This is a genomic window from Bacillus shivajii, from assembly GCF_020519665.1.
Classification (GTDB): domain Bacteria; phylum Bacillota; class Bacilli; order Bacillales; family Salisediminibacteriaceae; genus Bacillus_CA; species Bacillus_CA shivajii.
In genome coordinates this window covers 2,134,703-2,159,256 of the sequence record NZ_CP084703.1, presented here as the reverse complement: position 1 = coordinate 2,159,256, position 24,554 = coordinate 2,134,703, and the positions used below count along the sequence as shown (strand labels likewise).

The following is a 24,554-nucleotide window of genomic DNA, read 5'->3' as shown; positions in this document are numbered from 1 at the left end:
CCTTACATACAACTTATATTTGCTTTAATAATTGATCAACGTCTACACCGAGATCTGACATTTGTTTTTTCATTTTTTCAAAGTATTCATCGGAAACTCGGCCTTGTGCTCCTCTTAAAATTTCTAGTGCATAGTGATCTGGCGGCCTCGTATCTTCTTGTTTATCTACAACCGTAAACGATAATACATCTTTTAATTGCTTTTCACCGACTTGGAGATCGACGAAGATAGGTCGGTACAGTCCTGCATAAACTCCTTCTCTACGATACAAATACTCCAAAGCTTCGAATGGAAGGTGGTAGACAATGCCTTCTACATAATCTTCCTCCTCATTTATATCAGCACGACTTCCATCCGGACGTTCAATACTGTAAGAAAGTTCATACCCATCAAGCTTCCCTACACCAGTGACCTCTTCAAATAAATGCGCCACCCCACCAGTTTCAAAACGTTCCGTATCCATACAAGAACCGAAAGCAAAATATTCAAAGTATGCTGGTTCATTTTTTTCAAACAAATAACGTTTCCAGTCGCCGCATTCAATCTCAGTAAACGAATGATGGTTCTTTTCATTCATATAATAAACAATGGCCTCGTATTCTCCCATATCAGTAAAAACGGTTTGTTTACACCGTTCATATAAATTTCCATCTCGCAATTCATCATAACCTTCAAGAACATCTAACGTCTGAAGAATCGAATGATCGATCTCGTAAAGCTCACCATATACCATCCCGTCTGTATCTAATAGTAAAGCAGGATATCCTGCCCCTGTGTCTACTAACTGCCCTTGGACCCTTGTTTGTTCTGAAACAAGCTTTGCACCTTGCAAGCAATTATGATTCCTGCAATGTTTTCGAAGTGTCCCATAAACGAAAACGTATTGCCTCTCCCCCATTGTTGATCCTCCCCTTTACGAGCTTATAGCGCCCACTTTCGATTTGTTGTAAAACTAACTACTAACATCGGGTCTCTATGAATTCTTCTCAAATCATTCATCAGATCTTCTCGAATTACATCTTGACTTTTGACATGGCATGCTTTTGACTGCTCGTTTACGATAAAATCAATATCAATATACATACCACTTCCAGCTTTCGTTACTTTAATGATAGAATCTTTGATTTTGTATTTTCTTTCACTATTTTTTACAATCATCTGTACTTCTCGTAAAACCTCTGTAGGTGGCGCCATACCGATCATTTCTCTGATACTTTGAATGATATGAAAGAGTGGCACCTTTAGAAACAGAATAGATGCGATAAGCACCATAAATGGATCAATATACGGCACGATAAATGAATACTGAGTATCAGTAAGAAATACGGCTGTCAAAAAACCAATAAACACACCTAGACTTAAATATCCATCCATTAACCATTGATTCATCTCTGCCTTTACAAAACCGTTCATTTGTTTTTTATTCTTTATTTTAATATAGAAAACAAATAGAAAACAACTTAATGTTGAGAATATTGAATAAATAATCGCGGAATTTAATGCAACTATTCGACCGCCATTTACGATATCCATTACCGCAAGAGCCCCTGCTACCATAACAATTAACGCAATCATGACATATTTAATTAAGATGACAAAAGGCTCAATCATCACCTTACCATACGGAAATTTCTTTTGGTCTTTTTTCCGTATATATTTCGCGGCTGAAAATGTCATAAAAGAAAGTATGACACTAAAGACTGAATAAATCCCATCAAATAAGATCATTTGTGAATTAGCGATTATTCCCCATATTAAGCCAATGATTGAAAAGATCACCGCTCCTATTACAGATAGAAGAAGGAATTTATCATCGTTTGTATGGTTTTTTTTCATATTTATCCCCCTTAGTGACTGACTATCAGTCATTTTTATTAGAATAGAAAAACCTAGATTTTACTCTTCTCGAGTTAAAATGTAGGTCTGTCATTCTCAGTCTTACCTTGTAATTGTTCTCGTTAAAAATTGATATACATTCTCTTTTAATTGTTTGATCGAACGTTCGTCATGTTCGGAGTTCGAGAAAAAATAAGTTTCCGCCGTATTTTCAATGGTATTTATCATCATTTTTACTTGAGAAGTGATCGGAATAGTACTCGAAACTGCATGATTTTCAATCGATTGCTTAAAGCGTTCTTCTACCCAATCATAATACGGTTTATAAATTTCTTCCCAACGTTTAAAGGAATGATAAAACGCAATGCCTGAATAACAGAAAATAATAACCTCTTTATACTTTGCTGTAATGTCAAATGTTACGTCAATGACTATTTTTAACGTATCATAAAAGTCAGAGCTTGACTCGTCCAGTTGTTGTATTTCATCCATTTGCTCATTAAAAATTCGTTCAGCAATGGCGGGGATGATTTCACTTTTTGACGAAAAATAGAGATAAAATGTCCCTTGCGCAACACCAGCTCTTTTAACAATTTGAGATACCGCAGCTTTTTCAAAGCCTTGTTCGGTCATTACTTCGATCGCTGCATCAAGTATTAAGTCATATTTACCTTCCTTTTTCATGGTAAGATCACCTTTTCTGATTACTTTATTTGAGTAGATAATTAATTGATTGAGTGACTGACTATCAGTCATTTTGGCATAGTAAATTTAAAATGTCAACTTTTACTGTTTACTTGGATGTTACCTGATAAACTTTTTGCCGTTATTCTTCTTTTCTATGTTTTTGACCTTAGTTTTACTCGTTTACTTGTGAGTCTCTTATTTGTTCACCACTTCCATGATTTGTTCATCACTTTCCTTAATTTCTTCAGACATTTCTTATGCGCGTTCCCTTTTATCTTTGAAAAACAGAAAAGCTAGGGGCTTCCCCCCTAGCTTCCAACCATTCTTATTCAGTTTCAGCGATAACCTTGTCGAGAATAGACGTATCGACAAAGCCGTCTAGATCGGGCTCATTATCCATAAATTGTAGTTCATAAGAAGCGGTTGCCCATGCTTGTAGTGCATCTGGGTGTGTTTCTGTTGTAACAGCCATACGTTGCCATGCTTTTTCTAATACGTGTTCTGGAAGTCGAGTTTGTGTTAAACCGTAAATAAGGTCATTTACAGTCTCTAACGTATCTGCTTCATTGTTTTGTGCAAACTCAACAGAACGTTGGTGTGCTCTTAGTGCTTGCTCAACAATATCAGGATTATCTTCTAAATACTCTCCTGTTGTAACGAACACAACACTTGCTAACTCTTTGCCAAGGAATACGTCATTCCACTCTGTAACGACATGTGCGTTATGCTCTTCAACAAGCAGTGTTCCCCAAGGTTCTGGAGCAGGTGCTGCATCAATTTGTCCTTGCTCGAACATCGCAACCATACTTGCAGGGTTTATTCGAGATTGGTGTTCAACAGTACCACCAAGACGGTTTGATTCTAGACCAAGCTCTTTTAACATAATTTCAAGTTGAACGTTATGAGTACATCCGTTCCCTGGTGTGCAAAATGACTTTCCATCAAAGTCTTCTAAACTATGAATCCCTGAATCTTCACGGGCAACGATTAATGTTGCTCCGTTTGCCGCAGCACCAAGAACGACGACATCTCCTCCTGATAAGAAATAGTTAATCGCTGGCCCTGGACCGACATAACCCATATCAATAACACCTGTATCTAATGCATCGATAAAGTCATTACCATTTGGAAAGTTTAAAAAATCAATATCGTGATTTTCAATTTCTTCTGCAAAATAACCTTTTTCTTTACCAATAATTCCTGCAGCATGGTCTAGGTTAGGGAAATATCCGACGTTCACTTCACCTTGTGAAGCGCCAGCGCCTGTATCTCCGCCTCCATTCGTATCTCCTTCACCACATGCTGCAGCAATTATCATTGTTCCTGCTAGCATAAGAGTACCTAAAAGTTTTTTCATCTGCTCTCCTCCTCGTATTTAAGCTGATTTGGCTAATCCCCAGCGTGATAACACGCGCTTTTCAATTTTGCTGAAAATAAAGTATTCGACGATTAAGCCAATCACTGAAATGATAATCATAATCGCAACGACGAGATCCATATTAAAGAAGTCTCGTGCATCCATGAGTGTACGTCCTAGTCCACCGCGGCCAATAAGTTCAGCGGCCATTAATGCACGCCAACCAAATGCCCAAGCAAGTCGTGCACCAGTTAATGCTGACGGTATGGATGCTGGAATCATCACTTTCCAAATTAATTCGGTTCTTTTGTAACCCATTGTTCTGGCTGCGCGTATTAAGATCGGCTGGACATTCTTAATCCCCATTCTCATATTTAACGTCATTGCCCACGTACCACCTAAAATGACAACGAAATAAATCGCTGCTGGGCCACCCTGGAACATAACGAGTGCAAGTGGTAACCAAACGATACTAGGTACAGATTGTAAGGCAATAACGAGTGAGCCTAACGTTTCATCAGCAATTTTTGAAACACCTAATAAAACTCCGAGAAACCCACCAATAAGGACTGCTAATGTAAAACCAATTGCGATTCGCTGTAAACTTTCTGTTAACGCAACTGCTAAAATTCCTGTATCGAATAACCCGATATATAATTGCTCTACTGCACCAAATGGTGATGGAAATAAAGTCGTTTCTTGCGAATAAAACCTATATACGACCTCCCATATCCCCACTAGTCCTATAAAGAAGATGACCCTTCTAAGAATTGATGCCATCACCGATTTCCTCCCTCATCACTTTCTCGATTTCGCCGCCAAGTATGGACATGATTTCTTCTTCAAGAGCGATAAATTCTGGTGAAGAAGGAACACGCGGTCTTGGTAGGTCAACAGGGAAGATTTTTCGAATGCCACCGGGACGAGTCCCCATTAAAACAATTCGGTCTGATAGCATAATTGACTCGCGAATGTTATGTGTAACAAAAACAATTGTTTTTTTCGTTTCTTCCCAAATAAACTGTACTTCTTTGTGTAGCATCGTTCTTGTTTGTTCATCAAGCGCCCCGAACGGTTCATCCATTAATAATACTTCTGGGTCCATCGCTAACGCTCGTGCGATTGCAACCCTTTGTTTCATTCCACCAGATAATTCGTGAGGATATGAATGCATGAACTTACTTAAATGAACGAGTTTCAAATATTTTTTTGCATGCTCAATAGCTTCTTGCTTTTTCATTTTTTTACGTAATGCAAACGTCACGTTTTCCAATACGTTTAACCATGGCATTAATGCTGCTTCTTGGAAAACGACACCTCTATCTGCTCCAGGACCTATTACCTTTTTTCCTCCTACAGTTACTTCACCATTCGTTGCGTCATCTAATCCTGCAACAATATTTAACAATGTAGATTTTCCACATCCTGAAGGGCCTAATAGTGAGACAAACTCTCCAGATGAAACGGATAGTGATATATCTTCAAAAACTGTAAAAGTATGTTTTTTCTCTTTATTAGGGAACGTTTTTTCTACTTGTTGAATTTTTACGTTTTCCACGATATTCCCTCCCTATCCCCTTATATTCACGATAATTCATATCACTCTTATCGGAATTGATATAAATAGTATATGATGGTTTATTTAGGAGTGTCAATATATCTTTCATGTTTTTACGATGTAGCAAGTTTTTTATCATGTTTTTAACAAGTTTTGTAAATTAGACTTTTAAAATTTGCTAACTGTCACAAACTATATAAAAATATATGTAAAAATACGTTTACCTTCTCTTTTAATTCAGTTAATATATATCTTTGTGAACAAATATACAGCATAAGGAGTTTGAACATTTAAATGACTGACCAACTTGCTAATTTACAATTTTTAAATCAGTTTTGGATCATTTTGTTATTCCTCATTCCGATGGTTCTCATTTCAAGAACTGTCGTTGCAGGAACCCGTTATTCACCCATATTAATTATCGTAATTTTTGGGTTATCAATGGGTTATGTTTTAGAAGTAAGTGGTGTGGCTTCTCCAGGTTTACCTGAGTTTCCATTCGTAGACCTTATCGCAGCTACTACGATTATTGCATTAACGGTCTCCTTCTTCGTAGGTGGACAAGAACTACGAAAAATTTTAGGAAACAAAAAACTCGAAGTAGATGACGTTGTCGTACCATCAGATGAAGAAACCATTCTCGGTACTTCAAGAACACAGCTTGTCTTTATTATTCGCGCATTCTTTCTATTATTTGGTATTGAAGGGGTTGCCCGTATTTTATTACCAGGCGGCGATGGATCCATCTTTAGCAACTATTATCCATTAATTGCGTACATAGGAATTATTGGTGCCGTCATCTTCATTGATAATAAAGCACAGATTAAGAACAAGCATTCCTATATTCGTAAAGGGATTATTGAAATCTTGTTTATTATCTTTGTTTTATATGCATCATTCCAAGTTGCAAGTATCGTGCAACCGTTAATTGCTCTTCCGCAAATTTTCTTTGCAATGATGATTGCAGCAGGGTTAGGGGCTATTTTCTATCAATGGTCATTTGGACCAACGATCCGTTCACTATTATTTGCCGGTATTCCCGTCGTCTTAGCGGCAAACTTTATGATTGGTGGTTCACGAATTGGTGAAGCCTTCACAATTGATGGAATGAATGCCGTGTTAGTGTACGGCTTTTTCGGCCAGCTGTTCTGGATGTTCGGAGGAATCGCCCTCATTATGTTCTTTTCAAGAACAGCAAATGTTCGAAATTTAGCACCAGGTATGGCAGGAGCTCTTTCACACTCTGGTTTAACAGGGGCTTGTACTGCTGGTGACTTTGGAAAAACAGCTGCGCAACGTGCACCTATAATGATTAACATTCCGTTCTTCGGACATATCTTTGTATTCTCTGTGCTAGCAATTAGTGCTGAACAAGGTTCTTTATGGCTTATCCCATCATTAATCTTAATTACAATCGGTGTACTATTAACGGTATACGCACTACGTAACTTAAGAAAAGCAAATTCCGATGACCGAAAAGAAGTGAACGCATTAATGCAGTTCTCATTCGGTTGGCAAATTTGTGCCGTTTTCGGTGGATTAGGATTACTGAGCATTAGTGCAATGAGCATGGAATATGCAGCAATGGCACAAACGAGTGCAATTTCTCACTTTGGGTTGTTCGCAGCGATTCAAGGTGAAATGTTTGGTAGTGATGCTGCAGCATTAATTCCATTTATCTTCTCTATGCCATTTTTAGTTCATCCACTTGTCTTCTTTATGTTTGGTAAAGCGATGGAAAACAATGGTGAAATGCCAATTAAGACCGTTTATATTTTATCTGCCCTTGGTGTCGTTGGAGTATTCGGTGCGATCCTATTCCTATAAACAGTTAATAAGTCATTTTCTCAAATAACACGTAAAAAACACCTGAGTACATATCTCAGGTGTTTTGCTTTTATTAAGGTTCTTTTCTAAAAGATTATTGCTTTTTTATGAATTGAGAGCCTTTGAGTCTGTCCGTCGTTAGCGAACACAAGTGAAACAACAACCATGTTTACAAAGACAGCCTTTATTAAAAACGTTTAACCATTTCTATCACGATTGATGATGACTGTTTTCCTGCAGTTTTTTCAAAGTTCTCATATGAATTCGTTGCATCATCATCTGCATGATCTGAAATACATCTAATAATAAGAAAAGGTATCTTATTAATAAAAGATACGTGTGCAATTGAAGCCCCTTCCATTTCTACACACGCTGGCTTAAAAGTATTTATTAAAAGTTCTTTTTGATGACGATCCTCTACAAAACATTCACCACTTATCACCCTTCCACAATGATAATTCGAATGTAAACGAACGGATTCACATGCTTTTATTGCTAGCTCGATGAGTTCTTTACTAGCAATAAACCTTTCTTGAAATGGAAATAGATTTTTCATTTGAGCTTGTCGAACATCATGATGTGTTACATCTGTTGAAATGACGATATCACAAACATGAATATCCTTTCTTAAACTCCCGGCAATGCCAGTATTTATCATATAGTTCAAATCAAATCTGTCTATCATAATTTGCGTACAAGAAGCAGCATTGACTTTGCCCACACCACAACGCGCTAAGACGATCTCTTTTCCATAAAGCACTCCAGAGTAAAAAGAAAAGCCCGCATAACTATACTCTTTTTGAACATCCATCTTGTCTAATATTAAATCAATCTCTACTTGCATCGCACCAATAACCCCTATTTTTCCCATATGTAGCTCTCCTATCTATGTGTAGTGCTATAAAATTCGCTTCAAAGCCTTTGTTTTCCTCCAAAATTAACAGCAATTCAAAAAACATGGTAAAACTCAAGAAAAAATTAGATCCCAGTGACTTATTTTTACAATATAAGTGAATCAATTTCATCATTCCGTTTTTTGTGCAATGAAACGAATGGTATTATAAATGTTTCATTAAATGTACGTTTTATTTGTAAGTGAACGTAACAAAAGACGGCGACTCCCGAAGGATCAGCGACGAGCAATACTCCTTCGAACTGCTCCGAGCTGCGACGAGTAATCGCAGGAGCAACGAGCATTCGCTTCTCCGAATATTCTTCGAGCTGCCTCGACGCATCATCTTCCAAGAAGTGTTTGAAGAGGAAGAGGCACGTAGTCTGCGACGAGTAACCGCAGGAGCAACGAGCATTCGCTTCTCCGAATATACTTCGAGCTGCCTCGACGCATCATCTTCAAAGAAGCACTTGAAGAGGAAGAGGCACGTAGTCTGCGACGAGTAACCGCAGGAGCAACGAGCATTCGCTTCTCCGAATATTCTTCGAGCTGCCTCGACGCATCATCTTCAAAGAAGCACTTGAAGAGGAAGAGGTACGTAGTCTGCGACGAGTAATCGCAGGAGCACTGTTTATCTGCGACGAGTAACCGCAGGAGCAACGAGCTGAACATCCACTTAGGCGAAGAGCTGTCGAGCCTAAGTTAGCTGAAGACAAGCCCTCGAGAAACCGTCCGTCTGAAGTGAAGTTCACACTCACCATTCGGAAACTCGCATATTATTTTGAGTGATGAAATTGATTCAGGTACATATAATTTCTGAAAAATCATATTTTTCTTTTTAATTTTATTGTACAATACTATTAATTCGTCCAACGAAATAAAAAGGAGATGAAAAAATGGGGAAAGAATTAACGAAAAGACATGAAGTACATACGGAAGAAACGTGGAAAATTGAAGACTTATTTGCAACGGAACAAGCGTGGCTCGATGAACTTGGTTCAATTGAAAGTTTTTTACCAACAGTGACAGCTTTTAAAGGAAAACTAGGTGAAGATGCTTCTACATTACTTTCTTGTTTACAAACAAAAGAACAGCTCCATGAAAAACTAATATTAGCTGCTTCCTATGCAAATTTAAAGCTAGCTGAAGACGGTACAAACCCAACATCACAAACGAACTTCGCAAAAATGAGTGCACTGAATACGAAAATACAGGCAGAAACTTCATTTATAGAGTCAGAAATTTTGCAATTGCCTGATGATGAAATCGAAGCATTTTTTAAAGATGAAGAGGAACTGGAAAACTTTCGACTGCAAATTGAAAATATTTTAGAAAAGAAACCGTACGCCCTTTCACCTGAGACAGAAGAAATTTTGGCATCTCTAGGTGAAGTTCATTCTGCACCTTATAAAATTTATTCGACGAGTAAATCATCAGATATGACATTCTCCTCATTTAAAGATGCAAATGGCGAAGAACAACCGTTATCGTTTGCTTTATTCGAAGACCAGTACGAGCTATCACCAAATACAGAAGAACGACGAAATGCATATGACTCTTTTGTGAAAACATTAAACCAATATAAAAACACATACGGAGCAACATATGCAACGGAAGTAAACAAACAAGTATCATTAGCTAAAGCAAGAAATTACGATTCTGTCACAGAAATGCTCTTGCACCCACAAAAAGTGACGAAAGAAATGTACAACAATCAGCTAGACATTATTTATAATGAGCTTGCGCCTCACATGCAACGCTTGGCGAAATTGAAAAAACGTGTATTAGGTCTAGATACGATGAAGTTTTGTGATTTAAAAGCACCGTTAGATCCTGACTTCCAACCTGAAACATCTTATGAGAAAGTATCAGACTTAATTTTACAATCATTAGAAGTCATGGGACCTGAATATCAGGAAATTATGAAAAAAGGACTGAATGAGCGCTGGGTCGACCGAGCAGATAACGTCGGAAAAATGACAGGAGCGTTTTGTGCAAGCCCGTATGGTTCGCACCCATATATTCTCATGACGTGGAAAGGCACTATGCGTGGCGCATTTATTTTAGCGCATGAATTAGGCCATGCCGGACACTTCTACTTAGCGAATAAACATCAACGTATCGGTGATACGAGACCTTCAACATACTTTGTTGAAGCCCCATCAACGATGAATGAAATGTTACTAAGTAATCACCTTCTAAAAGAAACAAACGATCCACGTATGGAACGTTGGGTGATTTTACAGCTGCTAGGTACGTATTATCATAATTTCGTCACGCACCTATTAGAAGGTGAATTCCAGCGTAGAGTATATGAACACGCTGAGCAAGGTAAGCCACATACAGCAAACACACTTACTTCAATTAAACAAGATGTGTTATCTGGATTCTGGCAAGACGCCGTAGAATTAGATGAAGATGCTGGGCTAACTTGGATGCGCCAGCCTCACTACTACATGGGTCTGTATCCATATACGTATTCTGCTGGACTTACAGCATCTACCGTCGTATCGAAGAAAATTTTTGAAGAAGGTCAACCTGTCGTTGATCGCTGGTTAGAAGTATTAAAGGCTGGTGGAACGAAGAGTCCTCAAGACTTACTGAATCATGCTGGAGTTGACATGGAAAATAAAGAAACGATCCGTGAAGCAGTCGCTTACGTAGGCTCATTAATCGATAAACTTGAAGCTAGTTATGAATAATAAAGATAAACAGGTGCCGATACGTTGTCGGCACCTGTTTTCATTCTGATTGTGATGAATGAGAAACACCATATTTAATTAGAATCATTTTAAGTTACGGAGAAATGAAATTTCTCACGGATAAAATAAAAATTTCACGGATAAACATGATTTTTCGCGGATAACATAGCAATCTCGCGGATAACATGATATTTTCACGGATAAATTAAATTTTCACGATGAAACTCAATTTTTTCACAGAGTTTCACTCCTTTAATGTCCCCATGAACACTTCATGAGGACATTTCTTTTCTGTAACTAATTCCCATTCAATACTTCGGACCTTATTTTGCCTCATAAGATCCATATTCCAGTTGCCTTTTTGGTGACTTCTTTTTCTTTTTAATCAGTTTACGATTGAATTTACCTAGTGCTGCTTGTTTTAATAAAGCGATACTTACGATCACTTTCATAAACGTTTGTAACTGTTCTGGACTTAAATCTTCAACCTTTAAAGGGAAGTAGTCTGGAATGCCCCAACGTTCTAAAATAATCATTATTTTTTCTTTCTCTCGATCTGAAAGTGACAGGATATTTAATAACTCTCTTGTTACAAGTTGATCAGAACATCGTTGAATAAATGTGTTTAATGGTAAGGTTAGAGCGATCGAGTCCTCTAATGATTGGTTATCTGCCATATTTATTGTACTCCAAATGTATACGATCATCATACATGACCTGTGCAGTCCTTCCTCTTCTCTACCAATTACAATTTTCCCTTCATAAACGAGTTGGTCATTATGGTATAACTGAAATTCTCGTTCCTTGCCACTTAGTTGTGTTGTGCGTTTGGCTTTCGTTGAAACTAGTAGCGAATATGGACCCCATGAAGCGTTTAAATCTGCACTTAATAACCATTGTGAAAATGCTTCACTTTCATTTTCAATGGCTTGACGTTTTTCAACGACACTAGCTTTACTTTTATTAACATCTTCTTGTTGCAACCTTTGTTGTAAATGTTCATAACGATCATAAAGACTTAAATCGTGAACGTGAAGATATTGAAGCACCTGGGCATACGATAGTTCACAAGTTTTAACTCCAAACAATTGAAGTCCGCGTAAATAGTCTGAATGAAAATCAGTCGCGCAAACAATGATGTTACTTAACTGATCCGAATGAAAAGAACGACCGATAAAGCTAATGAATGCCCCTATTGATCCGTCGTTTACTTCTGGTTCATAAAATATATAAACATTTTCACTCGAATGGTTGGAAAAGCAAATCATATCAAAGTGAGAGTTACACTGCTCTTTTTGTAAATACTTAAATGTTAAACCAGACCTTATCAGACTAGGATGCTTCTTGATGATGTTAACCATTTCAATTCTGTTAATCATGTTTGTACATGGCCTCTCTTGTTATAAAATTATCCCCTACATATATAACCAATATTTGAATGTCCAAAACTCCCCCACCCTTCATTGTTCACAAAATTGTGCGGGACCTGGTCCAGTACAATTTGCCAAACGATATATTGTATTTTGCAACACTCGTCTTTTTTCTTGGAAAATGTTATAATTTCGTAGACTTTAATTATGAAGAGGATGAATGAAATGATAACAGTATCGAATGTCAGCTTACGATTTGGAGATCAAAAGCTGTTTGAGGATGTAAATCTTAAATTTACACCGGGGAATTGCTACGGGTTAATTGGAGCAAACGGAGCAGGAAAATCGACGTTTTTGAAAATTTTATCTGGAGAAATTGAGTCTCAAACTGGTGACGTCGCTTTAGGCCCTGACCAACGTATGACTGTCTTAAAGCAGAACCACTTCGAATATGAACAAGATCAGGTGCTTGATGTTGTGATGATGGGTTATGAGCGTTTATACGATGTCATGAAAGAAAAAGACGCGATTTATATGAAACCTGATTTCAGCGATGAAGACGGTATGAAAGCTGCAGAGCTTGAAGGAGAATTCGCTGAAATGAACGGTTATGAAGCAGAATCTGATGCAGCAGTTCTTTTAAAAGGCCTTGGAATTGGCGATGAACACCACTATAAGAAAATGGAAGAGCTTACTGGTGGGGAAAAAGTGAAAGTTCTTTTAGCACAAGCTCTTTTCGGTAATCCTGATGTTCTTCTACTAGATGAGCCGACAAACCACTTAGATATCGAAGCGATTCAATGGCTAGAAGAGTTCTTAATAAACTTTGAAAACACGGTCATCGTTGTTTCCCACGACCGTTATTTCTTAAATAAAGTGTGTACACACATCGCTGACTTAGACTTTGGAAAAATCCAAATCTACGTTGGTAACTATGATTTTTGGTATGAATCAAGCCAATTAGCGTTAAAAATGGCGCAAGATCAAAACAAGAAAAAAGAAGAAAAAATTAAAGAATTACAAAACTTCGTCGCAAGGTTTAGTGCCAATGCATCGAAATCAAAACAGGCAACGTCTCGTAAGAAAATGCTTGATAAAATTGAATTAGATGACATCAAGCCTTCTTCACGTCGTTATCCGTTCGTACAATTTAAGCCGAACCGTGAAATCGGTAATGATTTATTAACGGTTGATGGTTTAACGAAGACAGTTGACGGTGTAAAAGTATTAAACAACGTGAGCTTTACGTTAAATAAAGATGATAAAGTCGCTCTTGTAGGTGTCAATGAGATTGCAAAAACGACATTACTGAAGATCTTAATGGGCGAAATGGAGCCAGACAGCGGCACATATAAATGGGGCGTCACAACTTCACAATCGTATTTTCCAAAGGACAACTCAAAGTACTTTGAAAATGGCAATTTAGACTTAGTTGATTGGTTACGCCAATACTCCCCTGAAGACCAAACGGAAACATTCATCCGAGGATTCCTTGGTCGTATGTTGTTCTCTGGAGAAGAAGCAAAGAAAAAGGCGAACGTATTATCCGGTGGAGAAAAAGTTCGTTGCATGCTTTCTAAGATGATGTTAAGTGGGGCTAATGTATTATTATTAGATGAGCCAACAAACCACTTAGACTTAGAATCAATTACTTCGTTAAACAACGGATTAATTAACTTCAAAGGGTCGATCATCTTCAGTTCACATGACCACCAGTTTAACCAGTCGATCGCAAACCGTATTATTGAAATTCAAGAAGAAGGCGTCTTCGATAAAGAAATCACGTACGATGAGTATGTTGAATTAAAGAAAACTGCGAAATAAACGTTTATTGTAAAATGGGCAAGGAAAATATTCTCCTTGCCCTTTTTCTTATATTATCTTATTGAACAATTTCCAATTTTCATCTGTAACTCAAATTTGATATATATGCTCAGTTTAAATTGTCTCTACGCCAAATTACCGTTCTTTTCTAGGACCTACAAATAATTTAATAGCTGTTTTATTTTCATTATTGATCATCACATTTTCAAATGCAGGAACCAGAACTAGATCCACACCACTAGGAGCTACATACCCTCTTGCAATCGCAATGGCTTTAATTGCTTGATTTATAGCACCAGCTCCAATCGCTTGAATTTCAGTACTACCTCTTTCTCTTAATGTACCAGCAATTGCACCTGCAACTGAATTCGGATTAGATTTTGATGATACCTTTAATACATGATCTATTTGAATCCCCCCCTAAAATTTACTCACTACATATGATCAATGGCAAGAATATAATTAAACGTATCTTTAATAATATTCAACTTCCAGTTAAGCAGAACTATTAACATTATTTCTTTAATACTTTTCTGTTAATAAAGTGAAATAAAAAGGCATGAGATTTCAGTTGAAACCCATGCGCTTTTTGTTACCAATACTGATTTCTTCTGACATAAATCCGGTAAGGATATTTGCTGACTTATTTTGTGACATCTATTTATTCAATGCATACTTAATCCCTTTAATTAATCTAATATGCATACAATCATGTGCGACTAAAAATTGAAGAAGCTCCTCACCTGTTTTCATCCCACGAAATTCTTTCGTTAACTGTTGTCTTGAAAAAATCTCGTAATTTTCTGTAACCATTTTTTCTTGTTCTTTCAACTTTTGTAGCACTTCTTTAAAAGAAGGGACTTCTTCATTTTCCCATTGTTTCGGAGAGGTGCCATTTAAAAATAGATCATAGTAACGTTGATCAAGACCTTTATTTTCCCATGCATATAAATGTAGTTTCTCATCTAAATTTGCTAAAATATGACCTGCATTCCAGTGAATATTATTTTTAAAGCCTTTAGGAATCATTGACGCTTGATCAACACTTGTGGATTCGATACTTTTAAGTGCTGCATTTCTCCAAAATTGAAATAATTTTATTCCCGTTGTCATGTCATTCCCCCTATGATACATTTTCAGTTCAACCATCTATGTTCCATTTCAATCATACTCGTTAAAGCTATGAGTTATTTAAGAATTCAATAAATGTCTGAGTTTTTTCTAACGCCTCTTCATCAGCATAATGTGATGGTAAAAACCGCAATAAATAATGCCCATCTGCAACATCGATCCTCACATGGTAATACCTTGCAGCTTCATTAAAATACGTTAATACCGGTGCCCCTTCAAGTTCAATTTCTTCCCAATTACGAAGGTCATCATCTGTTGGAAAATTCCCTTTCCTGAAGCTGAGCATAAACAATTCCTCGTCTCCATATGGACCATATAGAAGGTTCGTGTGCATCGTTTCTTCCCAGTCTTTTATTTCATCTTTATTTTCAAAATAAACGTTCCGATCATCTTTTTCTAAGCCGTAGTAAACGTCTACCATGCTAGGCTTACCAGTGGAATAAGAAATAAAAGAGGTATGTATTTCCAAGTCATGAAAAGTAGTTGGGACATAAACCTCAGTCCCTAATTCTTCGTTAATGGTCGTGCTCAAACCTTGCTCACCGTTATTTTCTCCGTCTGATGAGCACCCTATCACAACTGCAAGTAACGAAAAACACGCCAAAAATAAAAGTCATTTCATTACTAATCCTACCTTTCTATTTAAACAAACTTTTTCCTTCACTGTCGTTTTCATACGTATGTTATTAAATTAGACGTAATCATAAACAAAAAAATTTCACTTTCATAGTAAATTTTCATAGAAAAAGAGTTGCATAGCAACTCTAGATCAAATCATTCCACTAATCACACTCGTTTGATGATCTTTTCAATAACAATCTCCAATTAGCGATTAGGGATGTAACAAATGAGATGATCGTTGATAAAATGATGGCAAACACTACGTTTAGAAAAGAAAAGTATAAATATGGTAAAAGAAAGATTAGCGTAATACCAAACCACTTGGATTTAAATACTCCTTGCCAACCTATTTCCTCAGTACTGTTCTTATTTTTCTTTGAAAATAAGAGTGGAGAGAAAATAATTAAAAATAATAGTAAGGTTGAAAACAGACTAAACCAATCAAATTCCATTTTGAACTCCTTTCAGTTATCTTCCGTATACTTTTCTTCCCTAATACTCTAACACCTTTTACCATTCCATACATATAAAATAACCCTTGATGTTTCCTTATTTTTCACAAGCAAGCTCGACATCCAAATGATATATACGATAAGTTTAAACATGTCGTATCATCCATTAACCACCTTTTCTCTCCCCTCTTCAGTAGCTTCCTTTCCTTCTTTAATGATAAATGATAAACAGACACCAATGAACGAAAGAACGGCCATAACGATAAAGGCGTACCTTGTGCCCCAAAACGCTGCCACTTCATAGGGAGCATTCATTTGATCTGTCGTCACACTAATAATTGTCGTAAGTATAATCACACCAATAGCCATGCCAAATTGTCGTACTGTATTTACGATCGCCGTACCATGGGGAATTTCTGATGTAGTTAAACTGTTGACGCCTACTGAAACTAACGGCATGATCGTAAAGCCAGTCCCTACCATAAATAAACTAAAGCAACCCATAATCATGTACGGAGAGCTTTCCATCCCGACCGTGCCAAACAAAATCGAAGATACAAGGATGAACGAGAAACCGATAATCGATAACCGCCTCCCTCCATAACGATCAAATAGATTACCCGAAACTAGTGAGACGATTGAAAGCAAGATCGTTCCTGGAACTAATAAAAAGCCCGAAAGAAACGCAGTCGTACCTAGTACATCTTGTGAGAACATCGGCAATATCGTTTCATATGACAATAAAAGCAAAATGTTAATAAATATAAGGATGGTTGATAAAAGAAACACAACCTTTTTGAAGATCCGTAAGTTAAGCACGGGTAATTCTAAATGTAATTGCCTTTTAACAAATAACGTTAACATCACAATTCCGAAAAGAACAGTTGAGATGACGCTCCAATGAGTAAAACCTAGAACACTAATATTGCTGATTCCATATATGAAACTAGCAAAACCAATTCCTGATAAAAATAACGACGTCATATCTAGCTGAGACGGGTACTGTTTCGTTACATTTTTCATAAACAAATATGCAAATAAAAGCGCACTAAGTGAAAGCGGAAGCATAATCCAAAACAGTGCCTTCCAATGATAAACATCAATGACAATTCCTGATATTGAAGGTGCTGAAGCAGGCGCAACATTAATGACGCAACCTAAAAGCCCCATAGCGAACCCCCTTTTTTCATAAGGAAATACAGCGAGTAAAATCGTTTGTACAAGCGGAAGCATAATTCCTGCCCCAATTGCTTGAATCACTCTAGAAATAATTAATAAAGAAAAGTTCGTTGCTAGAATCCCTACAACGGTACCTAGAAATAAGAAACTAAGCGAAAAAATCACTAATGTTCTTGATGAATAAGTATTCGTTAAATATCCAGTCATAGGTATGAACACGATCGTAGTTAACAAAAATGATGTCGTTAACCATTGCACTTGTGTCGCATTAAGTGAAAACTCTTGCATGATCGTAGGATAAGCTGTAATTAATAAAAACTGATTGAATGTAAAAAGAAAAGCAGAAATTAAAATAATCGATACAATTACCTTATGTGAAATTTTAGGTTGTTTATTTTCCATATTTTTCATACCCCTTCAACAATGAAGTGGGATAATGAACGTTACGTCGTATATCCCTAGAAAAAATCCCTGTCGCTTAAATAACCCTTAAAAATGGGACCTAATACTGCGGTGACTAAATGATTTTTGAACACCAACTACCATACTAACAAAGATTGTTGTTAATCTACCAAGAAAAATGAACCAATTCTTGATTTAGCCACAAATTTTTACCACCCTTACCATCTTTTTTACCAATGTCCGCCAAGAGATTTTCCACAAATCTCTAATATATTAACTAATTGAATCAATTTCATAACTCAAAATAAGATGGGAAATTCCAAATGATGAGCGTGAACTTCACTTCCAAATCAAACGTAAATTTAATGAAAAAAATTATAATATCATTCGTTTCATTGCGCAAAAAACGTAATGATGAAATTGATTCAATTAAAAAAGCTCTACAAAATAAAAAACCAACGTATGCATTCAACTCACTACATAACGTTTGTACGGGGCCACCGATTGAGCGCTTGATCACAACTGTATCCATTTCAGTAAATTCAATTATCTTCCTTTTATACTTTTCATGAGCGTGCAATCATCCTATTGTGGAATGCCTGCTAAAAAACTACCAAGTATATAACTACCTGGTAGTTTCAATGTTAGAATGAGAGACAATGTTGAAGAGCTTGCCGAAGAAGGTTGGCAAAGAGTAAGAGATATTGAAGAGCCCAAGAATGAACTTGCAGAAGTAGTTAACCACTATTTTCATCATTATGGACTAGAAAGCCGAGAAAGCCTAACCCTTCTTTATATCGATATAGTATCTTGAGTTTTAATTACATCGTTCAATAACTGTAGTTAACATAATATAATTATAGCAAACCCTATTTGTAATCACTTTAATAAGTACCTCAATCAATAGATCTTACCAAGTACATTAACTACGTGCAAAAAAAAATACATAACTACTTGGTACATATCCACCTTCTACCACCAAACATACCTAATTATCTCCCCCTATAACCACCGATCGTCAACTTGCTTTTTTTACCGTAACATTTTTGCGAAAAATGTGAGGATTCGATGTGACCATGACCCCTGATATAATAAAACCACCACCGATGAATTGAGTCCATGTGACCTTTTCCCCTCCAAAAATGACAGCTAAAATCGCTGTGAAAAACACGATCAAATACAAATAATTGGATGCTTTTCCCGCCCCCACTTGCATGACGCCTTCATTCCAACATATAAACGAAATAATGCTAGGGAAAATCCCTAAATAAATAATCGCAAGGATTGTATCAACAGGTAACGCGGTAATTGTCACAGCATGATACGTCCTTTCAAATAAAGCAAATGGGATTAAAGAAAGAATACCGATGTACATCGTTATAATAAATGTCGACTTCTTCGGTAAGTTCACACCAAATTTTTTCATTAAAACAGAATAGATCGCCCAAACGATGACGGCTGCAAAAACGACTACATCACCTGGGTTAAATGTTAACGTCCAAAGGGTTTCGAGACGTCCTCCTGTAATAATGATAAACACACCGATAAAGGAAACGATGACTCCTATGTATTGAATTGTAAATAACTTTTCTTTTAAAAAGACCACCGAAAGCAACACGATTAACAGTGGCGCTGTTGCATTAACGATTGAAGCATTAATTGACGTCGTATATTGGATCGCAATATATAATAATGTGTTGAACCCAGCAATACCTGTTAACGCTAACAACAATAACGCTTTCCAGTTCTTTTTGATCATGAGTTTATTTTGCTTTAGTTCGTTATACACGAACGGTAAAAAGACGAGACTTGCAATGACCCATCTCATGAGTGATAGCTGAACCGGTGGAACTTCCTCAACAACGATGCGACTAATGACAAAGTTTGTTCCCCAGAAAAACGTCGCAAAAATCAATAATAAATATGGAAGACTTTGAAACTTTAAAATAATCGTCTTCACTTTCTCGCCTTCTTCCTTTATATTCGTTTAGTCAAATTGAATATTCATAAGATTAGCATAACATAACCGAAAGGAAATCCTTACAGAAATATTCTCCACATAAGAATAAATTGCAGTCTAAAATATGCAAAAAGAACGCACCAGTCACATAAAAAAACCGGTGCGTTACAATGAATCTCATTACACGATCTCTACAACCTTACTACATCTCTTCTAGGTGAATACAGCTGCCCTTCCCTCCTGGTTCAGAAGGTGTGACGATGAGTTTTCTCGGCAGCCGCTCACGAAGCTCTGGAACGTGACTAATAACACCAACAGATAACTGCTCTGAATGCAGTTTTTCTAGCGCAGAAATGACCGTTTCTAACAATTCCTGGTCGAGTGTTCCGAACCCTTCGTCTAAGAAGAAAAATTCAAGTGGATGCTCTCCTTTAAGCTGAATCGATGTTGATAAAGATAACGCAAGCGCAAGTGAAGTTAAGAATGTTTCCCCACCTGACAGTGTTGAAACAGGTCGTTTCACCCCACCATTTGCATCATCACGAATGATAAAACCACCATTTGCATCAACTTCGATCGCATAGCGCCCTCTCGTTAAATGATGAAGACGTTCAGATGCTAAGCGACTGACTTGAACCAATTGTTCTTCAGCGATAAATTCAACGAATGCTTTTCCGCGAAAAACTCCGTCTAATTTCACTAGCTTTGAGTGATCTTCACTTAGTTTGGCGCGCTGTTCCTCTAACTCCGCATACCTTTCTGCACGCTTTTTCATCTCAGTGACATTCGATTCATATCCACCTTTTTTCGAATGTAAGTCATCAAGCTCTTTTTTAAAACTCGTTAACTCATTTTCTGTTTGACGGAATGCTTCTTCAGAGACGTCATCCCCATTCAACCATTCCGTTTTTCGCTTGATTTCATATTCTAGCTCTTGTTTTTTCTGTTCAAATGCTTTAATTTCTCGTTCCATTGCTGCGATTTGTTCGTCTGTTTTTACAAACATTTTCGCTTCGTCGACCGATGATAACGATGCTTTCTTAACTTGAGCTTCCCATTGTTCCTTCGCTCGTTCAAGTCTTTGTTTTGCTTCGATCATCGATTGCTTCGTAACGGTTTCTTCATGTTCAGCTTCTTTTAATTGTTGTTCTGCTGACGTCGCTTCTTTTTCTGCCTTTTCAAATGCTTCGTTTAATTGCTTTAGTCTCTCTTTGACTTTTTGGATACTGTTATGAACATCCTCACCTTTTAATGATTCATGAACTTGTTCTTTTTTCTCCGTGCACCATTTACGCTTTTCTTCAATTTGTGCAGATAAAGAGGAATGTTTCAATGCGTATTGTTGAGCAGATTCTTGATAATCTTCAATTTCTTTTTTCTTATCGTTAATATGAGGGGTACTCTTTTCAATCCGTTCACGTAACGTTTCCGCTTGTTGCTCTTTTCGTTTCACCTCTTGTAACGTTGCGTCAACTTCAGCAACCGCTAAATCAGAATACGTCTCTTTCCACTTTTGAAGGAGTGCCTCATACTCGTTACTCCGTTCTTCATAATGAGTGGACTCTTCTTTCAGGCGTTTTTCTTGTGACGATAGATCACGTTCTACCCCTGCAAGCTGTTCACGCTGCTTTTCCATCTCATGTTTCTCCGTTTGTACATTGCCGTAAAGCTTTTGAACCGTTTCAATCTCTTTCGATAACTTCATACTAAACGCTTCCCATTCGGATAACCAATTTTCACCCTTGAGCGAAAAAGAAGGTGTTGACTCTTCTTCATTTGGTTTTTCCTCTACAAAAGTTCCGATGAAATCACTTAACGATGATGCTTGTTGTTCTAACGTCCATTTTTCTTTATCGAGCATACGCTCTTTTTCATCAATATCACGTAAGACTTGTTCCATTTGCTGCTCGATACCACTTTTTTCACTCTCTTCATGGAGATGTTCAATATTATTTAAATCATGCTCTGTTGAGCCACAAACGAGACAAGGTGCATTTTCTTGAAGCTCTTCTCGTAAAACGATCGCTAATTCATGAAACTTCTTTTTCTCTTCCTCAACTTTTACACCTTGTAAAAACTTTTTAAACGCTTCAAGATCGCGAAGCTTATTTGAAAACTCGTCGTACCAATAATAAATTTGTGAAAAACGTTTATGAAGTGCTTCTTTATTTTTCTCGATCGCCTCGTTCCCAGCCTCTTTTTGCCGAATAAACGCTTCAACTTGTTTTCGAATCGACTCAACCGTTTCCTTCTTTTCATTCATCACTTGTGACGCATAATCAATCTTTTGTTTCGCTTCATAAGCTTCATAGACGTAGTTTTTCCATTTCGAAGAGATTTGCACATTAGCAAGGTCCGTTTCAAGACGTTGTTTTCCGTCTTCATACTTTTTCAAGTCTTGCTTTGCTTTTTCTTGTTTATCGTTTACTTCCTTCAACGTTTTGTCTAGCTCTTCTAACTCTTTGTTTAGAGCTTCAATTCGTTTTTCTTCTTCTTCGATCTCACGAAGCTCTTCTTTGATTCGGTTTAAATCATTTAGTTTAATTTGTAACGGAGATTCTTCTTCATTTTTTTCTCTTTTCGCACGCTCTAAATTTTCCACTGCCTTTGTTGCAATTTCTTTCAACTCAAACACTCGCTTAGTGACCTTTTCAATCGCAAGTGTCCATTCTTTGTAGGAGCGTTCACTTTCTTCAAGTTCTTTAATATAAGGAGCTAATAATGCCGCCTCTTTTGCAAAAACCATGTCTTTTTCAAGTTTCTCGACGTCTGACTGTTTCTGCAGATGGTTCTTTAATTCTGTTTCGAGCTCCGCTTTCTCAACCATCCATTTTCGAATGTTTTTCTCTCTTTCGTACTTTTGTTGTGTCTTTTCAATTCGCCCAGAAACATTTTCGATTTGCGAAATCGTCTCTTGAAGTTGTTTTTCCGCTTCTTCTACCGCTTCTTTTGAACAATCACCAAGCCCTAATTGCTCTTTTTCAATGAGTTCGATTTCATGCTTCGTTTTACCGATCCGATCTTTCAATTTCTTGTTGAGTTCGTCACCGTATTTTTCAAGGTGAAACAGTCGTTGCAGCATTTGTCTTCGTTCAGTCCCTTTGAGTGACAAAAACTCCGAAAACTTCCCTTGTGGTAAAACAACCGCTCGTGTGAAATCATCGATTGAGAGACCTAATAAATTTTCAACACCATGGTTGACTTCCCCAGTTTTATCAGCAAGCACGACAGGCTCACTTGTCAAATCGATTAACCTTGACGTTGCTGAACGAATGTTAACATCGCCCGTTCGTTTAAATGTACGCTCGATTTTGTACGTTTTGCCGCTCTTCTCTCCGCCTAAGCGAAACTGAAAGGAGACGCTCAACGAATCTTCGGCATGATTAATAATCCCTTGCGTGTTGTTCGTCGCTCGTTCCACTTTTCCGTACAACGCTAACGTCATCGCATCTAACAGGGACGACTTCCCGCTACCGGTCGGGCCGAAAATCCCGAACACACCACCTTGACATAACGAATCAAAGTCTACGGTTTGTTTTTCGCGAAAACTATGTAACCCTTGTACCGTTAATGAAATTGGCTTCAAGACTGATCACCCCCATTTTCATTGACGAGTTCTAAAAACAATTGCACGAGCTCTTCATCTGGCGTTGCGCCGCCAGTCTGACGCTGGTAAAAACGATTGAACATTTCATCGATCGGGACGTGTTTTTTCTCTTCTTCATGGTCCATTTCTTGTGTATCAGGAAAAATCGGACGAATCGTCACAATCCCGGGATAATTCTTTTTTATATGATGAATGTCTTCCATCGTCGGCGTGTCTTCCATATACACTTCAAGCTCAATCCATGCGTTGTGATCACGCTTTTCTTCCATCCATTTAAACACTTCAGACACACCATTTTTCGCTTTCCACCTGACGAGCGGCCTCCCGGATGATAAATAAATATCTTCTGTAACAGGCTCTTTTCCCGGTTCCACATCAACGAGCGTCACCGACTTTGCGTAACCTGCTTCAGAAAAACTAAACGCAAGTGGCGAACCAGAATATCGCGCTAAGGTTGGTGCCCGCTTAATGTTCTGCGGTCGGTGTAAATGTCCAAGTGCCGTGTATTGCACGTCGGCTGGGAGATTTGTTGCCCTCACCGTATAAGCGCCCCCAACTTCAATTGGTCGCTCCGATTCAGAAGCACTTCCACCAGCAACAAAAATATGACTCATCGCAACATTCACATCGTTTGGTGAAAAATCTTTGGTAAGCTCGGAAAAAATAAATTGAATCCGCTCATCATACGCTTCACGAATTTCAAGCTCATCTGCATTTTCAGTAAAACGATCTTTTAATCTTGATTCCGATGGATAAGGAAGTGCAGCGATATTTAGAAGCTGGTCACTGCCATTAGGTCTAATTTGAACAGCTTGTTCAGTCGGATAGCCGAGAATATGGACACCTTGATTTTTCACGAGTGACCTCGCTGCTTGTAAGCGATCCGGGTGATCGTGATTACCCGCAATAACCATGATCGGACGTTTCCCGTGATCAGTGAGCCTTGCAACACTTTCGTAAAATAGTTCTTCAGCTTTTGCGGGCGGGTTCACCGAGTCAAATACGTCTCCTGCCATAAGAATCGCATCAACTTTTTCTTTTTCCACAATCTCTTGTAGCTCATCAAAAAATTGTTCATGTTCGAAAAGGCGATCCCTCCCTTCGAGGGTTCGCCCAATATGCCAATCAGCTGTATGCAGTAGTCTCATT

20 protein-coding genes are annotated in these 24,554 nt (G+C 37.6%); 4 read left to right on the top strand and 16 right to left on the bottom strand.

Going from position 1 to position 24,554, the window contains the following annotated elements; all coding sequences use genetic code 11:
- Positions 1-13: 13 nt before the first annotated feature.
- The 6 genes from LGQ02_RS10635 to LGQ02_RS10610 all read right to left on the bottom strand — a co-directional run bounded on the left by LGQ02_RS10635 (position 14) and on the right by LGQ02_RS10610 (position 5,438).
- Positions 14-898 carry a gamma-glutamylcyclotransferase family protein gene (locus tag LGQ02_RS10635; RefSeq protein ID WP_226518120.1) on the bottom strand — a complete coding sequence of 295 codons (885 nt, stop codon included), beginning with the start codon at positions 896-898 and terminating at the stop codon, positions 14-16.
- Positions 899-921: 23 nt separating this feature from the next.
- The gene (locus LGQ02_RS10630; protein ID WP_226518119.1) at positions 922-1,836 is read right to left on the bottom strand and encodes a cation diffusion facilitator family transporter; all 915 of its coding nucleotides are present in this window, start codon (positions 1,834-1,836) and stop codon (positions 922-924) included.
- Positions 1,837-1,938: 102 nt separating this feature from the next.
- Positions 1,939-2,520, bottom strand: coding sequence for a TetR/AcrR family transcriptional regulator (locus LGQ02_RS10625; protein WP_226518118.1), 582 nt, complete (start codon positions 2,518-2,520; stop codon positions 1,939-1,941).
- 328 nt (positions 2,521-2,848) lie between these two features.
- Complete coding sequence (locus LGQ02_RS10620; RefSeq protein ID WP_226518117.1) at positions 2,849-3,880, bottom strand: aliphatic sulfonate ABC transporter substrate-binding protein; 1,032 nt, start codon at positions 3,878-3,880, stop codon at positions 2,849-2,851.
- Between the two features lie 18 nt (positions 3,881-3,898).
- Positions 3,899-4,660 (bottom strand): ABC transporter permease, encoded by a 762-nt coding sequence (locus tag LGQ02_RS10615; RefSeq protein ID WP_226518286.1) that lies wholly within the window; start codon positions 4,658-4,660, stop codon positions 3,899-3,901.
- Complete coding sequence (locus LGQ02_RS10610; protein ID WP_226518116.1) at positions 4,644-5,438, bottom strand: ABC transporter ATP-binding protein; 795 nt, start codon at positions 5,436-5,438, stop codon at positions 4,644-4,646. The genes LGQ02_RS10615 and LGQ02_RS10610 overlap by 17 nt, the downstream gene beginning before the upstream one ends.
- Before the next feature lie 294 nt (positions 5,439-5,732).
- Between LGQ02_RS10610 and LGQ02_RS10605 the strand changes: the two genes are divergently transcribed.
- Positions 5,733-7,265 carry a hypothetical protein gene (locus tag LGQ02_RS10605; protein ID WP_226518115.1) on the top strand — a complete coding sequence of 511 codons (1,533 nt, stop codon included), beginning with the start codon at positions 5,733-5,735 and terminating at the stop codon, positions 7,263-7,265.
- Positions 7,266-7,452: 187 nt separating this feature from the next.
- On the opposite strand, the gene LGQ02_RS10600 is transcribed toward LGQ02_RS10605, so the two are convergent.
- Positions 7,453-8,136, bottom strand: a complete 684-nt coding sequence (locus tag LGQ02_RS10600; RefSeq protein WP_226518114.1) for a 5'-methylthioadenosine/adenosylhomocysteine nucleosidase — start codon at positions 8,134-8,136, stop codon at positions 7,453-7,455.
- Positions 8,137-9,053: 917 nt separating this feature from the next.
- Between LGQ02_RS10600 and pepF the strand changes: the two genes are divergently transcribed.
- Positions 9,054-10,859 (top strand): oligoendopeptidase F, encoded by a 1,806-nt coding sequence (gene pepF / locus LGQ02_RS10595; RefSeq protein ID WP_226518113.1) that lies wholly within the window; start codon positions 9,054-9,056, stop codon positions 10,857-10,859.
- 323 nt (positions 10,860-11,182) lie between these two features.
- Here pepF and LGQ02_RS10590 read toward each other — a convergent pair whose 3' ends face one another.
- Positions 11,183-12,238 carry a hypothetical protein gene (locus LGQ02_RS10590; protein ID WP_226518112.1) on the bottom strand — a complete coding sequence of 352 codons (1,056 nt, stop codon included), beginning with the start codon at positions 12,236-12,238 and terminating at the stop codon, positions 11,183-11,185.
- Positions 12,239-12,454: 216 nt separating this feature from the next.
- On the opposite strand from LGQ02_RS10590, the gene LGQ02_RS10585 reads away from it, so the two are divergent.
- Positions 12,455-14,053: an ABC-F family ATP-binding cassette domain-containing protein gene (locus LGQ02_RS10585; RefSeq protein WP_226518111.1), complete on the top strand. Its 1,599-nt coding sequence runs from the start codon at positions 12,455-12,457 to the stop codon at positions 14,051-14,053.
- A 135-nt stretch (positions 14,054-14,188) separates the two neighbouring features.
- Here LGQ02_RS10585 and LGQ02_RS10580 read toward each other — a convergent pair whose 3' ends face one another.
- The 5 genes from LGQ02_RS10580 to LGQ02_RS10560 all read right to left on the bottom strand — a co-directional run bounded on the left by LGQ02_RS10580 (position 14,189) and on the right by LGQ02_RS10560 (position 17,838).
- Positions 14,189-14,461 (bottom strand): stage V sporulation protein S, encoded by a 273-nt coding sequence (locus LGQ02_RS10580; protein ID WP_226518285.1) that lies wholly within the window; start codon positions 14,459-14,461, stop codon positions 14,189-14,191.
- Between the two features lie 249 nt (positions 14,462-14,710).
- Entirely contained in the window at positions 14,711-15,166 is a 456-nt protein-coding gene (locus LGQ02_RS10575) for a DinB family protein (protein ID WP_226518110.1), read from the bottom strand.
- A 67-nt stretch (positions 15,167-15,233) separates the two neighbouring features.
- Positions 15,234-15,716 carry a hypothetical protein gene (locus LGQ02_RS10570; RefSeq protein ID WP_226518109.1) on the bottom strand — a complete coding sequence of 161 codons (483 nt, stop codon included), beginning with the start codon at positions 15,714-15,716 and terminating at the stop codon, positions 15,234-15,236.
- A gap of 250 nt (positions 15,717-15,966) precedes the next feature.
- A complete protein-coding gene (locus LGQ02_RS10565; RefSeq protein ID WP_226518108.1) occupies positions 15,967-16,257 on the bottom strand; it encodes a hypothetical protein in 291 nt (96 codons plus the stop codon).
- 159 nt (positions 16,258-16,416) lie between these two features.
- Entirely contained in the window at positions 16,417-17,838 is a 1,422-nt protein-coding gene (locus tag LGQ02_RS10560) for a DHA2 family efflux MFS transporter permease subunit (RefSeq protein ID WP_226518107.1), read from the bottom strand.
- A gap of 649 nt (positions 17,839-18,487) precedes the next feature.
- Between LGQ02_RS10560 and LGQ02_RS10555 the strand changes: the two genes are divergently transcribed.
- Positions 18,488-18,652, top strand: coding sequence for a hypothetical protein (locus LGQ02_RS10555; RefSeq protein WP_226518106.1), 165 nt, complete (start codon positions 18,488-18,490; stop codon positions 18,650-18,652).
- 204 nt (positions 18,653-18,856) lie between these two features.
- Here LGQ02_RS10555 and LGQ02_RS10550 read toward each other — a convergent pair whose 3' ends face one another.
- The 3 genes from LGQ02_RS10550 to LGQ02_RS10540 all read right to left on the bottom strand — a co-directional run bounded on the left by LGQ02_RS10550 (position 18,857) and on the right by LGQ02_RS10540 (position 24,553).
- A complete protein-coding gene (locus tag LGQ02_RS10550) occupies positions 18,857-19,798 on the bottom strand; it encodes a DMT family transporter (RefSeq protein ID WP_226518105.1) in 942 nt (313 codons plus the stop codon).
- 202 nt (positions 19,799-20,000) lie between these two features.
- The gene (locus LGQ02_RS10545) at positions 20,001-23,384 is read right to left on the bottom strand and encodes an AAA family ATPase (protein ID WP_226518104.1); all 3,384 of its coding nucleotides are present in this window, start codon (positions 23,382-23,384) and stop codon (positions 20,001-20,003) included.
- Entirely contained in the window at positions 23,381-24,553 is a 1,173-nt protein-coding gene (locus LGQ02_RS10540; protein ID WP_226518103.1) for an exonuclease SbcCD subunit D, read from the bottom strand. The genes LGQ02_RS10545 and LGQ02_RS10540 overlap by 4 nt, the downstream gene beginning before the upstream one ends.
- Between the last annotated feature and the right edge of the window lies 1 nt (position 24,554).

Excerpts from the sequence above, each read along its gene's own strand:
- LGQ02_RS10635 (WP_226518120.1), bottom strand. The coding sequence starts at position 898 with ATGGGGGAGAGGCAATACGTTTTCGTTTATGGGACACTTCGAAAACAT.
- LGQ02_RS10630 (WP_226518119.1), bottom strand. The coding sequence starts at position 1,836 with ATGAAAAAAAACCATACAAACGATGATAAATTCCTTCTTCTATCTGTA.
- LGQ02_RS10625 (WP_226518118.1), bottom strand. The coding sequence starts at position 2,520 with ATGAAAAAGGAAGGTAAATATGACTTAATACTTGATGCAGCGATCGAA.
- LGQ02_RS10620 (WP_226518117.1), bottom strand. The coding sequence starts at position 3,880 with ATGAAAAAACTTTTAGGTACTCTTATGCTAGCAGGAACAATGATAATT.
- LGQ02_RS10615 (WP_226518286.1), bottom strand. The coding sequence starts at position 4,660 with ATGGCATCAATTCTTAGAAGGGTCATCTTCTTTATAGGACTAGTGGGG.
- LGQ02_RS10605 (WP_226518115.1), top strand. The coding sequence starts at position 5,733 with ATGACTGACCAACTTGCTAATTTACAATTTTTAAATCAGTTTTGGATC.
- LGQ02_RS10600 (WP_226518114.1), bottom strand. The coding sequence starts at position 8,136 with ATGGGAAAAATAGGGGTTATTGGTGCGATGCAAGTAGAGATTGATTTA.
- pepF (WP_226518113.1), top strand. The coding sequence starts at position 9,054 with ATGGGGAAAGAATTAACGAAAAGACATGAAGTACATACGGAAGAAACG.
- LGQ02_RS10590 (WP_226518112.1), bottom strand. The coding sequence starts at position 12,238 with ATGATTAACAGAATTGAAATGGTTAACATCATCAAGAAGCATCCTAGT.
- LGQ02_RS10585 (WP_226518111.1), top strand. The coding sequence starts at position 12,455 with ATGATAACAGTATCGAATGTCAGCTTACGATTTGGAGATCAAAAGCTG.
- LGQ02_RS10575 (WP_226518110.1), bottom strand. The coding sequence starts at position 15,166 with ATGACAACGGGAATAAAATTATTTCAATTTTGGAGAAATGCAGCACTT.
- LGQ02_RS10565 (WP_226518108.1), bottom strand. The coding sequence starts at position 16,257 with ATGGAATTTGATTGGTTTAGTCTGTTTTCAACCTTACTATTATTTTTA.
- LGQ02_RS10560 (WP_226518107.1), bottom strand. The coding sequence starts at position 17,838 with ATGGAAAATAAACAACCTAAAATTTCACATAAGGTAATTGTATCGATT.
- LGQ02_RS10555 (WP_226518106.1), top strand. The coding sequence starts at position 18,488 with ATGAGAGACAATGTTGAAGAGCTTGCCGAAGAAGGTTGGCAAAGAGTA.
- LGQ02_RS10540 (WP_226518103.1), bottom strand. The coding sequence starts at position 24,553 with ATGAGACTACTGCATACAGCTGATTGGCATATTGGGCGAACCCTCGAA.